Below are 12,493 nucleotides of genomic sequence, written 5' to 3'. Positions count from 1 at the left end.
GGCTGATTGTATCTAAAAAAGAGTTAAATTTGCTTTTAATCTTCTGTTAGAATTTGAACTTTATTATTAACTATCTCTATAAAAAGTTCTTTTTTACCAATAAATCTTACACTTGGACTAAAATATTCCTCATCCATCAATACTTTATACATTTTTTTACCTAAAGAGTTTGGATATGGAGAAATATCAAGATTAAATAGATTTATAGTTTTATCTTCATTTTTTGCAAAAACTGCTCTTTTTTGAGAAGAAAATGTATTAATATCACTTCTATCAGCTCTTTTAAAATCTTTTGAATAGTAAGATAAATACTCATCAATTTTTGAATACTTCCAAGCATCTTTCCATTTATAAACCGTACTTAAAATTAAAGCGATATCACTTTTTGTTGCTTTTTTGAAATCTTCATTTGTTGTAATTAAAACTGCTTTTTTATAATCAATATTTTTTTCTAAAGCTTCCAATTTATCATTATTTAAAGCTATACAACCTTGAGTAAAAAGCTCTCTATCTCCATTTAGTGGCATACCATGTATCCAAATACCATGCCCTTTTCTATTTAAACTTTTATCAAAATTATCAGGATATGCAGTAACTAAAGCAAAAGGACCATAAAATTGATCAAGACCAGTTCTTTTTTGAGTTAATTCATAAGCACCTTCAGGAGTTTTTTTATCTCCTTCTACAAGTTTATCTCCCTCTTTTTCTCCAACAATTATGCTATCAGTTGATACCTTTTTAAAATCATCTTTATCTTTCTCATATAAAGAAATTTTTTTATTATTTTTTTGTGCAACGATTATGTATTTTTTTGTTTCATAAAAACCATAATCAACATTTTTATTCTCAAGATACTTTTCCCAAGCACCAATATCTTTTAAACTTTTTTCTAGTTCTTTTTCTACTGCACTAATACCTTTTGTTCTATAAAGTTCAAAGATATCACTAGCGAAAAGGTTTACCCCTAGAAAAATTAAAATTATTATTTTTAACAAGCCCTACTCCATTTAGTATTTAAGTTTTATTATTATATAATATTTGTCCTAATTTTTTAATAAAAAGGGATTATATATAATATGAAAAAAATTTTATTATCTTTTATTTTTCTTATCAATTTTTTATACTCAGCACAAGTTGAAGAGTTACTCTGGCCAAAAGGTGAAAGCTTTTTAACTTTTTTAGAAAAGAACAACATTCCATTAAAACTATATTATGAACTAGATAAAGAGGATAAAGAACTTTGTAGTGAGATTCAAACAAACAATAGGTTTCATTTATACACTGAAGATGATGGTAGTTTCTCACAAGTTTTAATTCCTGTTTCTCTTGATATGCAAATTCATATATACAAAGATTCAACAAACAATTATAAATTCCAAACTCTTCCTATAAACTATTCTGAAAGTTCTGAATTATTTGCTATTCCTATTAATGAATCAATCTCTAGTGATATTCAAAAAGCAACTGGAGACGTTACAATATCAGCAATAATAAACTCTTTATTTAGTGGAGTTGATTTTAAAAAAATGAAAAAAGGTGATTTTGTTGCAGTTGAATATAGCCAAAAAACTTATTTAGGAAAACTTCACGGAATGCCTGAAATAAAATCTGTAATGGTTCAAATAAATGGAAAACCATTTTATAGATTTAAAAATGAAAAAGATGACAAATACTATGATGAAAATGGTGTTGGATTTACAAAAACATATCTTTTCCAAATTCCTTTAACATATACTAGAATTTCAAGCCCATTTACAAATAAAAGATACCATCCTGTTTTAAAAAGATATAGAGCCCACTTAGGTACAGATTTTGCAGCACCAACTGGAAGAAATATATATGCAGCTAGTGATGGAAGAGTTGAATTTGTAGGTACAAAAGGTGGATATGGAAAGACAATTATCATTAACCACCAAAATGGTTATAAAACTTTGTATGCACATCAAAATGGTTTTGCAAAAGGTATTAGACAAGGGAAAGTTGTAAAAAAAGGTGAACTTATAGGTTATGTTGGTTCAACAGGACTTAGTTCTGGTCCACATTTACATTTAGGTTTATATAGAAACAATGTAGCAGTAGACCCTATGACTGTACTTAAAAAACCAAAAATGGAAGGTCTTGATCCAAGGGACAAAGCTCCTTTCTTAGCAAATGCAAAAAATATCATCTCGAAGTTTAATAAAGAAATGAATAACGACAACAGAACTACTCCAAATAGATTAGATAGGATTCATGATAGAAGTAATATTGATTTATTCTAAGTAAAATAAAGAGAGTATATAATCTCTCTTTATTTTTAAATATTATTAAAACTCCATTTTCATAGAAAATGCAACAGTTCTTGGATCACCTAAAACAGAACTACTAGCCCAATAATCTTCATCAGTTAAATTTTGTACATTAACTATAAAAGTTGTTGGATATTTATCTAGTTTTGTTTTATATCTAAGCCCTGCATCAAATAGTGTATAAGATGGCACATAATTAGTATTAGTTTCATTACCATATTTTTTACCAGTATAATATGCACCTCCTGTTAAAAATAAACCTTTGATTTGTGGGATTTCATACTCTGCATATATTTTTGCCATTTTTGAAGCTGCATTTGTTGGTTTTTTATCTTTTATATTTCCATCACTCCAATGTGTTGTATTTTTAACATTCAAGTCCATCAATACTCCTCCACCAAATATTGTTAAGTTATCTGTAACTTTTCCAGTAGCAGTTAATTCTAATCCTTGATGTATTTGTTCACCATTTTGAGTGTAAATTGGTAAAGAATTTGTTGAATGTTCTTCATAAAAATTTGCTTTTTCAATTCTAAAAAGTGCTCCAGTTAATAAAACACTTTCATTTAGATTATATTTTGCTCCAACTTCATATTGTTTACTTACATATGGAGCTAATATTTCGCCTCTATTTGCATAAGTATCTCCAACAATAGTTCCTTGTTCTAAACTTTCCATATATGTAGCATAAGTTGTCAAATATTCAATTGGTTTATAAATAAGTGATAAAGTTGGTGTCCATTCTGATTCATCATATTTTGTCTTTAATTCACCATTATTTGTTCCACCAACCGTATTATGATAGTTTTCATTAATAGCAGTTGCATAATTAACTCCTACCATAGCACTCCACTGTTCATTAAAAGTAATATCATCACCTATTAAAATATTTTTATATATTGTATCTCCAGCTTTTATTTTTGGATAAGTACCTAGTGTTCCTTTACTTGACCAATTTGGTTTTGCTGTATTTTTAGCTTGTTCTAAAGTAATACCACTTTGTGTGTGACCTAAGAATCCATCAGCAGAAACAGAAAAATCTGAATAATTTTCTGAATACCCAAGAGTTAATAAATGCTCAGTATTTAAAAGTGAAAATTCACTATCTAAGAAAACATTTCCTCCATAACTACTTGTATCTCTTTCCCCATAATTCCAAAAATTTTGGTTATATAAGCCATTTCCTAAATAATTTAAGCCTGATGATATTAGATTATAAGTTCCATCTTCATAAAAAGCTGATGTTCTTAAAGTAAAAATATCATTTATTGCCCATTTTAAACTAGCTATTACTCTATCATGCTCTTTTTCATCATAAGCCCAATCTGGTTTATACTGTTCTCCTACATCAAGTTTAGGATTTTCTCCTGAAAAGCCACCAAATGATACTTGATTATTACTTTTATAATATCTATGGTTATATTTAACATCTGCATATACATTATCTGTAATTTGCCAATCTAAAGCAACACTTGCAACTTTTTGTTCTTTATCTATATTTTTTATAGGAGTTTCTCCATCTTGGTACATCAAGTTTACTCTATAACCAAACTTACCTTTTTCATCAAACTTTCCACCTAAATCAATATGTCCATAGTATTGTTCTCCACCATAGTTTCCAATAGTTATATTTCTTAAATCTTGTTGTGTTGGTGATTTGATAACATAATTAACTGCTCCTCCAACTCTTCCACCACCATATAAAAATCCTGATGTTCCATTTATAATTTCTACTCTTTCAATCTCTTCCATACTCATCGAACCTAAAGATAAAGCATAAGGGATTCCATCTATTACAGGTGCACTTCCAGAGAATCCTCTTATAGATACATTAACGGTATCCATATATGTTCTTCCTAAATCTTGAGTAAGTGGGCTCATTTTAAAAATTTGTGACATATTCACTGCAACACTATTTTCGATTAAGTCTTTTGAGATTACAGTCATTGAGTATGGAGTGTCTTGTAGTTTTCTTTCATTCCAAATACCTACTCCCTTTGTTTCTTCTACAAGGTAGCCTGATTCTGCACTTCCATTTTTATAATTAGAACTAGAAACAGATATTTCATCTAAAACAGTAGTATTACCAAAGTTTTGATATTTTGGTTTTTCTATTATATATATTACACCATCTTCTTGAATAGCTTTTAAATCATTTGGATTTAGTACACTATTTAAACTATCTAATACCGTACCCCCCCCCGAAACTCACTTTTTGCGAATTTATACTTTTATCTTTAAGGTTATTAGCTTTTGAAATATATGTTACATTATATTTCTTTACTATATTCTCTACTGCTTCTTGCAAACTTATCTCTTTTGCATTTGCAAAAGAACTTCCTAACATCAATGATGTTACAACTGACATGAAAACTCTTCTTTTCATCTTCTAATCCTTTGTATTAATTTTGAGAATTTATTTCTCTATATAGTAAGACGATTTAAATGAAAAAAATGGACAATTTTTACAAAAGAATTTTCAAATTTGTTAGCTAGAGTTACTTTTTGTAACAATATGAGAGTAAATTTGAATTATAGAATTATATTTCTAAAATTCAAATTTATATTTTATCTTTGTCTTAAAATAATAATTGTAGCAATAACAGACAATAAAATTCCAGCTAAAACTCCCAAAGTTATAGTTTGTCCTTCAAATAAAAACATTATAACAGCAACTATTGCAGGATTTAGATAAATATAAGCCATAAGTTTTTTAGGTCCTAAAATCAAAGTTGCTTTTTGATATAAAAATAGCGTTATTATAGTAGTTCCAATAACCAAATAAAGTAAAGAATAAAAATGATTCAATTCTATTTTATTCCAATCATAAGGTATATTTAAAATTTGCATAGTTAAACTCATCCATACAATTCCACCTAAAAGTGTAGCAAAAACTAAAACCAATAATTCATCTTTTTTACTATATAAAATCTTTATAAATATAGGATATAAAGCCATAGAAAATGAAGCAATTAAAAATACAATATCACCTTTATTTAAACTCAAAGTTAAAAACAATCCAAAATCAGCTTTAAATACAACAATACAAGTAGAAATAATCCCTAAAATATATATAAATAGCTGTTTTAAAGGTATTTTTTCTTTAAAGAAAAATATACACAATATTGCAGTCATCAAAGGTACTAAAGTATATATTGTAGCTGTATTTAAAACTGTTGTATCTTCCAATGCTTTTAGCATACCTATAAAATATAAAGTATAAACTAAACTCACAATCAAAGCTTTTGGAAGTATTTGGAATACTTTTATCAATCTAGCTTTATTAAAAATAATAATTGGTGATAAAAAAAGTAATGCCAAAACAAATCTAAATAGAGTTAAAGATGTTGGGTCAATAACATTTGCTAGTTTTTGTGAAGCCAAAAATGACCCAGCAATCAAAATAGTTGCAATAGTTGCTAGAATATGAGCTTTAAAAGTTTCACTCAAATCAATCCTTTAAATTTTTATTTTTATTTTATCTAAAAGAGTATAAAATAGATGTCTTTAAAGCAGAGACGACTCTGCCTCTTTACTCATCGAGGACGGCCTCAATTTTCAAATAAAGGATTTTTATGAGTTGGTTCATACTATTTTTGGCTGGACTTTTTGAAGTTGTTTGGGCTATTGGTCTAAAATATAGTGAAGGTTTTACAAAATTAACTCCTAGCATAATTACTCTTGTTACTATGATTATAAGCTTTTATCTTCTTAGTCTTGCCCTAAAATCTCTTCCATTAGGAACTGCTTACGCTGTTTGGGTTGGAATAGGAACTATTGGTACGGTTATTGCTGGAATATTTTTGTTTGGTGAATCTATGAATATTATTAGAGTAATTAGTATTTTATTTATTTTATTGGGTATTATAGGACTAAAACTTACTACAAACTAAAAGTGTAGATAAATGTTGTTCCAGAGTTTTCTTTGGATTCAACATCTATTTTTATACTGTTTTTTTTACAAATATTTTTTACAATACTAAGCCCTATTCCAAAACCACCAGTTATATTATCGCCTCTATAATATCTTTCAAAAATTGTGCTTGTATCTTTTATACCAACACCTTCATCTTTGAAAATTAATTTTACAAAACCACCCTCTTTTTCCAAAGTAACATATATATTTGAGTCATTTTTTGAGTATTTTATAGCATTTGATAAGTTATTATCAATCAATCTAAAAGCTTCTATTTCATTGAAATATATATTTATATTTGTTTGTATATTTTTGTGAAAAACTATATTCTTACTTACTGCTAAGTCATTAAAAAATTCTACTCTTTTTTCCAAAAAGTTTGAAAAATCAATATTAGTTTTCAAATCTTTTACAACATTTTGTTGCATATAATACTCTAAATCTTCATATATAATAGTCATATTTTTGAGTGCGGATTTAACTCTTAAAATATTTTTATCATTTCTTAATCTTAAAGATAGCATATCTGTATTTATGCGTGCCACTCCAATAGGAGTTTTAAGCTCGTGCATAGCATCTTTTAAAAATTCATCAAGATAAATATTTAATCTTTTATATGGCTCAATACTTTGTTTTATCACAAAAAATGAGAGTAAAAATATAAAAACACTCACAATTAAAAGAAGAATCAAAGCATTGTATATAACTTCACTATAATCAATATTTTTACAAACAACCAAAAAAGAAGCTCCTAAAATATTTGATTCTAAATACTCTTTGTAGCAAAACTTATCATTAAAATTTTTAAAATCTTCATCAAAAAGTTCTATTGAACTATTTGAATAAAAAATCTCTTTTCTATTTTCATCAAAGATACTTGAAAAAAATATATTTGATCTTGGATAGTAGAAAATATTGTTATTTTGTTTTTCAAAATTTTCTATTTTTAAAACAATTTGATTTGAATAGTTTTGTAAATCTAGTTTATCTTTAATATTTTGGTTTTTTATAGTTGCATCAATATAAAAATATATTGGAATAAAAGCTATAAGCAAACTTATTGCTACTTGAATTACAATATACTTTATCTCTAGTTTACTATCTATCAATTTTATATCCTAAAAATCTCTTAGTTTTTATAAAATCTTTGTGAGTTTTTTCTCTAACTCTTTTTATACACATTCTAATATCTGCATATGATATCTCTTTATTTTCCCAAACATTCTCATGTAAACTTTCAATAGAGGTAAAAAATCCTCGATTTTGTACCAAAAAAGCTACAAGTTCAATCTCTTTTGAACTTAAATCTACAATATCATCATCTTTATATAAAAGAGATTTTTTCATACTATATTTAAAATCCAAATCTAATTCTATAAAATCATCATTTACTTGAAAATGATTTTTTATAACTTGTTCTATTCTAAATTTCAGTTCTATCATATCAAAAGGTTTTCTTATATAGTCATTGCACCCTAAAGTATAACCACGACTTAAATCTTTTATATCAGTAAGTGAAGTTAAAATAATGATTGGCGTATCGATATTTGCCTCTCTTACATACTTTACAAGTTCAAAACCATCCATTTTTGGAACTCTGATATCTAGTAAAAGTAAATCATATTTTTTATCAAAAATAGCATGTAAAGCATCTTCACCATTTTCAAAATCATCAACTACAAAATCTAACTCTTCTAAAAACTCTTTTATAGATATTTTATATAAATAATCATCTTCAAGTAACAAAACTTTTATCATTTTATTATTATCTCTTTTCTTTGACTACTTGTAAAATCTTTTTTTTCTTGTTTTACAGTAATATCTCCCAAATAATCATATTTTGGTAAATATGAAAAATTATTTATATTTTTATCAAAACATATTACCAAAACTCCAACACTATTATTTTCAAAACTTCCTAAAGGAATTTGAGTAATTATCCTATCATTTGTCTCATAATAAAATTTATCATTTTTCAAATAATTTGTGTTTTTGCTCAAAGTTTCAAACAAAGTTTTATTGAAACTATTTTGTAAAACTACAAAATTTTCCAAAACTTTATTGTTGTTATGATATTTTGCAATATCCAAATATTTTGTTTCAAGTAAAACAATGCTTCCTATACCAAAAGCTTTTAATCTTTCAATCAAAAAACTAAAATCTACAATAACTTCAACAGAACCTATAAAAATACTATTTTTATCAAAAATAGGAGCAATAGCTTTTATATTAAATCTTTTACCTAGTTCACTTGAAACATAAGGTTCTTTTGTATTTTTTACCTTTACAAGTCCTTCTCTAAAACTCTCTAACTTTAAACCAAAATCTTTATCTTCCCAACTTCTAGTAAAAACTTCCAAATCTTTTGTATGGATTTGTATATCAATGTCATGCTTTGTATATGTTTTTATTATTTCTATAAGTTTTACAAGCTCTTTTTTTAACTCAATATGATTACTCTCTTCTAAATTTTTGATAATATCTTGATTTTTAGAGAACATTAAAGCTAAAGATAAAGCTTGATTTTTTTGATTTTCTAGTTCATTTTGTGCGATTTGTACTTGATTTGATACTAAAATATCTAAAGTTCTTTGATTTAAAATATTGTTATATTTATATAAAAAATATAGCAATATAGCTATAAATAAAGAAAACAAAATAAAAGTTTTTTTATATGATTTAAAAAGAAGTATCATAAAGATACTCCTTTTTTATTTATTAAGTTTAATAAATTGTCCAAATGGTCCTGTTTTTTTCTCAATTGGATCTATTCCTTCAATATAAGTATCAGGTGCTTTTACCCTTGCATCAGGGAAATCTTTTTCTCTATTTGCTTTTTCAGGTCTTTCATGTTCGTCTAAATTCATATAAACTGCAACATTATAAGCTTCTTCATCTGTCAAAATTGGATTTTCATGAGTAGCACCTAAAGGCATATTAGCTTTGATAAAATCCATAGCTTTTAGTGTTCTATACATTCCAGCACCTTTATTGTAGCTATCTGGTCCCCAAAGTGGTGGGAACATATATCCATTAGCAAGCCCATCATTTTTGATACCTTCACCATTAACTCCATGACATGAAGCACATTGAGTATCATACACAAGTTTTCCTTTAACTGGATCAGCCTTTGTTGTTTGTATCATTTTTCTATTAACTTCAGCTAAACTCGTTCCTTCAACCTTAGCACCAATTGGCACACCTAAACTTAACCAATACATATAAGCTTCCATAGCTTTCATCTCTTTGCTCTCTACTGGAAGTGGTTTTCCATTCATACTTCTTTGCATGCAACCATTTATCCTATCAGCTAAAGTTCCAATAACATCCTCTCTTGGACGATATTGTGGGAAATTTCCATAAACTCCTACAAATGGAGCTGAATAAGCTTTTGTTCCAGCATCCAAGTGACAACTTTGACATGAAAGATTATTACCTGCATATCTCATTTTAGGATCTTCAACTTCTGGACCTATATATTTGTAAGTATGAACAACTAACTCTTTTCCATATTTGATTAAATCTCCAAATTGATTATTTGGAATAGTACTTTCATCTGGAATTTTATACTCTACTTTAGGTCCTTCATATTTGAATCCTATGTTATTTCGCTCTTGAATAAGTTTTTTCTCAAACTTAACAACTTCAGCTGCAAATAATGAACCAATAGCTAATACTGATAAAGCTGTAACAGTTATAATCTTTTTCATAAATAATTTCCTCCTACTATTTATATAAAAAGACTATATCTTTTGTAGATAACTTGAATGTAACAAATACAATATTGTAAATAATATAAAAACTACTTGCGACCATAAAAACTATAATCGCAAGTATTTTTTTATTCAAGTTTTAGAACTCCATTTTCATAGAAAATGCTATATTTTTTGGATTTCCAAATGATCCATCACTAATCCAATATTTTTTATTTGTAATATTTGTAGTATTGAAGATAAAAGTAGTTGGATATTTATCAAGTTTTGTTTTATATCTAAGTCCTCCATCATAAATAGTATAAGAAGGGATAATATCTGTATTTGCACTATCTCTATATGATTTCCCAGTATAATATGCTCCACCTGTTAAAGTTAATCCATCTATAAATGGAATATTATACTCTGCATATAGTTTTACCATTTGAGAAGCAGTTCCAATAGGTTTTTTACCTTCATAAGAGTTAGCTTTATCTATTTTTAAATCCATAAGTGTTCCACCACCAAAAACTGTTAAATTATCAGTTAATTTTCCAGTTAAAGTTAATTCCAACCCTTCATGTATTAGTAATCCATCTCTAGTAAGTGTTTTTGGAGTTGTTGTTTCATCTGCATAATCATTCATTTTTTCTATTCTAAACAGTGCCGAACTTAAAAGTAGATTTTCTGAAATTGAATATTTTGTTCCAATTTCATACTGTTTACTATTATAAGGAGCAAAAATTTCTCCAGAATTTTTATAAATAGTTCCAACAGTTTTTCCATTTTCTAAACTCTCTATATATGTTGTATAAACTGTTAAATCTTCAAAAGGTTTGTATAGTAATGAAATAGTTGGAGTAATTGCCTCATCATCATATTTTCCTGTTCTTTTACCACTTTGGTTATAGCTATTTGTTTCTGTTTTTACATAATTAAATCCTACTAAAGCACCCCAGTTATCATTAAATCTAATATCATCACCTATTAGGAAATTAATGTTTTCACTATCACTTGATAGATACATTGGATTATTTGAAATCCCTTTATAATTTGGTTTTGCTATATTATTTATCTGATCCAAAGTATAATTTCCTAATTTTACCCATTCATTAGAAGTTGACAACATAGAATAAGATTTTCTCTTTGTGCCAGAACCACCTATTGTTAATGTATGTTCTATACCAAAAGTTTCAAAATCGATATCACCATAAATATAAGCACCATGTCTTTTAGTCTCTGATGGATAAAGTCTATAATAATTAATGCTATATGTTCCACCATCATAATTATCATATAACCAAGACTGACTTTGATCAGCTTCATTTTCAATATAACTATAACCTGCTCTTAATTTGAAATTATCATTGATTTGCCATAATGATTTAAGTCCTAATTGATCCGTAGAATAATCTGAATAAGTCCAATCAGGAGCATAACCCTGTTTAGGATCAAATTTACTAGCAGAAGCATCAGTAAAAATACTGCTTGTTAATTTATTTGTTTTTGTATTTTTATGAGAGGCATCAAATGTAAAAATTAGATTATCAGTTACTCTCCAATCTAATACTCCACTAATTAAAGTGTTATCAAGTTTTTGGTCTTTTATAGAAGTTTCACCATCTTGTTTAAAAGCATTTAATCTATAAGAAAATTTTCCATCTTCATCTATCTTTCCACCTAAATCAATATGTCCATAAAATGCTTTATTTCCAGTACTTCCAAGTGTGAGATTTGTAAGTCTTTCAAGTGTTGGTTTTTTTGTTACATAATTTACTGAACCACCAACATTTCCAATACCATATAAAAATCCTGATAAACCATTTAATACTTCTATTCTCTCTAAATCATATCCTAGTGTATTATAAGAACCAGATGGAATACCATTTGAGATAGTATTTGAAACAGCATCAAATCCTCTTATATTTACCCCTAATCCTCCCCAACTTTTTGTAGATGTTGGTGTATAAGATAATTCAACAACAGGATTCATTTTAATAACTTGATCTAAAGTACTTGCAGTATTTTCTATCATATTTTGTGACATTATACTCATTTGATAAGGTGTATTTTGTAAACTTCTTTTATCCCAAAGTCCAATACCACTTATTTCTTTTGTAACATATCCACTTTCAGCAGAACCATTTTTATAATTTGTTCCAGAAACAGATATTTCATCTAAAACAGTAGTATTACCAAAGTTTTGATATTTTGGTTTTTCTATTATATAGATTATGCTATCTTCTTCGATAGCTTTGAGATTATGTTCTTCTAGTACACTATTTAAACTATCTAATACCGTACCCCCCCCCGAAACCTAACTTTTCTGAATCTACTATTTTATTCTTCAAATCTTTTGATTTTGAAATATATGTTACATTATATTTCTTTACTATATTCTCTACTGCTTCTTGCAAACTTATCTCTTTTGCATTTGCAAAAGAACTTCCTAACATCAACGATGTTACAACTGAAATGAAAATCTTTCTTTTCATCTTAAATCCTTTGTATTAATTTTGAGAATTTGTTTCTCTATATAGTAAGACGATTTAAATGAAAAAAATGGACAATTTTTACAAAAGAATTTTGAAATTTGT

The 12,493-nt window shown here is 27.0% G+C and carries 12 protein-coding genes; 2 read left to right on the top strand and 10 right to left on the bottom strand.

Annotated elements, in window-relative coordinates; translation table 11 throughout:
* Positions 1 to 35: 35 nt before the first annotated feature.
* Positions 36 to 995 carry a L,D-transpeptidase family protein gene (locus CRU91_RS11075; RefSeq protein ID WP_235827005.1) on the bottom strand — a complete coding sequence of 320 codons (960 nt, stop codon included), beginning with the start codon at positions 993 to 995 and terminating at the stop codon, positions 36 to 38.
* A gap of 81 nt (positions 996 to 1,076) precedes the next feature.
* Here CRU91_RS11075 and CRU91_RS11070 point away from each other — a divergent pair, with 81 nt between their 5' ends.
* Complete coding sequence (locus CRU91_RS11070; RefSeq protein WP_113895284.1) at positions 1,077 to 2,261, top strand: peptidoglycan DD-metalloendopeptidase family protein; 1,185 nt, start codon at positions 1,077 to 1,079, stop codon at positions 2,259 to 2,261.
* A 45-nt stretch (positions 2,262 to 2,306) separates the two neighbouring features.
* On the opposite strand, the gene CRU91_RS11065 is transcribed toward CRU91_RS11070, so the two are convergent.
* The 3 genes from CRU91_RS11065 to CRU91_RS11055 form a co-directional block, all read right to left on the bottom strand.
* A complete protein-coding gene (locus CRU91_RS11065) occupies positions 2,307 to 4,274 on the bottom strand; it encodes a TonB-dependent receptor (protein ID WP_257118734.1) in 1,968 nt (655 codons plus the stop codon).
* Between the two features lie 193 nt (positions 4,275 to 4,467).
* Positions 4,468 to 4,674: a hypothetical protein gene (locus tag CRU91_RS11060; protein WP_113895282.1), complete on the bottom strand. Its 207-nt coding sequence runs from the start codon at positions 4,672 to 4,674 to the stop codon at positions 4,468 to 4,470.
* A 182-nt stretch (positions 4,675 to 4,856) separates the two neighbouring features.
* Positions 4,857 to 5,738, bottom strand: coding sequence for a DMT family transporter (locus tag CRU91_RS11055; RefSeq protein ID WP_113895281.1), 882 nt, complete (start codon positions 5,736 to 5,738; stop codon positions 4,857 to 4,859).
* Positions 5,739 to 5,863: 125 nt separating this feature from the next.
* Between CRU91_RS11055 and sugE the strand changes: the two genes are divergently transcribed.
* Positions 5,864 to 6,181, top strand: a complete 318-nt coding sequence (sugE, locus tag CRU91_RS11050; RefSeq protein ID WP_113895280.1) for a quaternary ammonium compound efflux SMR transporter SugE — start codon at positions 5,864 to 5,866, stop codon at positions 6,179 to 6,181.
* On the opposite strand, the gene CRU91_RS11045 is transcribed toward sugE, so the two are convergent.
* From CRU91_RS11045 to CRU91_RS11020, 6 genes are all read right to left on the bottom strand, one after another.
* Positions 6,171 to 7,313, bottom strand: coding sequence for a sensor histidine kinase (locus tag CRU91_RS11045; RefSeq protein WP_113895279.1), 1,143 nt, complete (start codon positions 7,311 to 7,313; stop codon positions 6,171 to 6,173). The genes sugE and CRU91_RS11045 overlap by 11 nt on opposite strands.
* Positions 7,303 to 7,962: a response regulator transcription factor gene (locus CRU91_RS11040; RefSeq protein ID WP_113895278.1), complete on the bottom strand. Its 660-nt coding sequence runs from the start codon at positions 7,960 to 7,962 to the stop codon at positions 7,303 to 7,305. Before CRU91_RS11040 ends, CRU91_RS11045 begins: the two co-directional genes overlap by 11 nt.
* Positions 7,959 to 8,900 (bottom strand): cache domain-containing protein, encoded by a 942-nt coding sequence (locus CRU91_RS11035; RefSeq protein ID WP_113895277.1) that lies wholly within the window; start codon positions 8,898 to 8,900, stop codon positions 7,959 to 7,961. Before CRU91_RS11035 ends, CRU91_RS11040 begins: the two co-directional genes overlap by 4 nt.
* 15 nt (positions 8,901 to 8,915) lie before the next feature.
* Positions 8,916 to 9,914, bottom strand: a complete 999-nt coding sequence (locus tag CRU91_RS11030; protein WP_113895276.1) for a c-type cytochrome — start codon at positions 9,912 to 9,914, stop codon at positions 8,916 to 8,918.
* Between the two features lie 142 nt (positions 9,915 to 10,056).
* Positions 10,057 to 11,997, bottom strand: coding sequence for a TonB-dependent siderophore receptor (locus CRU91_RS11025; RefSeq protein WP_257118735.1), 1,941 nt, complete (start codon positions 11,995 to 11,997; stop codon positions 10,057 to 10,059).
* A 187-nt stretch (positions 11,998 to 12,184) separates the two neighbouring features.
* Positions 12,185 to 12,391 (bottom strand): hypothetical protein, encoded by a 207-nt coding sequence (locus CRU91_RS11020; RefSeq protein ID WP_113895274.1) that lies wholly within the window; start codon positions 12,389 to 12,391, stop codon positions 12,185 to 12,187.
* Between the last annotated feature and the right edge of the window lie 102 nt (positions 12,392 to 12,493).

The organism is Aliarcobacter vitoriensis, from assembly GCF_003316695.1.
In the GTDB taxonomy this organism is placed as follows: domain Bacteria; phylum Campylobacterota; class Campylobacteria; order Campylobacterales; family Arcobacteraceae; genus Aliarcobacter; species Aliarcobacter vitoriensis.
The sequence above is the reverse complement of the archived record's forward strand: the minus strand, read 5'-3'. Positions and strand labels throughout refer to the sequence as shown.

Bases quoted from the DNA above. Each gene is read 5' to 3' on its own strand.
- CRU91_RS11070 (WP_113895284.1), top strand. From the start codon at position 1,077: ATGAAAAAAATTTTATTATCTTTTATTTTTCTTATCAATTTTTTATAC.
- CRU91_RS11060 (WP_113895282.1), bottom strand. From the start codon at position 4,674: ATGAAAAGAAGAGTTTTCATGTCAGTTGTAACATCATTGATGTTAGGA.
- sugE (WP_113895280.1), top strand. From the start codon at position 5,864: ATGAGTTGGTTCATACTATTTTTGGCTGGACTTTTTGAAGTTGTTTGG.
- CRU91_RS11040 (WP_113895278.1), bottom strand. From the start codon at position 7,962: ATGATAAAAGTTTTGTTACTTGAAGATGATTATTTATATAAAATATCT.
- CRU91_RS11035 (WP_113895277.1), bottom strand. From the start codon at position 8,900: ATGATACTTCTTTTTAAATCATATAAAAAAACTTTTATTTTGTTTTCT.
- CRU91_RS11030 (WP_113895276.1), bottom strand. From the start codon at position 9,914: ATGAAAAAGATTATAACTGTTACAGCTTTATCAGTATTAGCTATTGGT.
- CRU91_RS11020 (WP_113895274.1), bottom strand. From the start codon at position 12,391: ATGAAAAGAAAGATTTTCATTTCAGTTGTAACATCGTTGATGTTAGGA.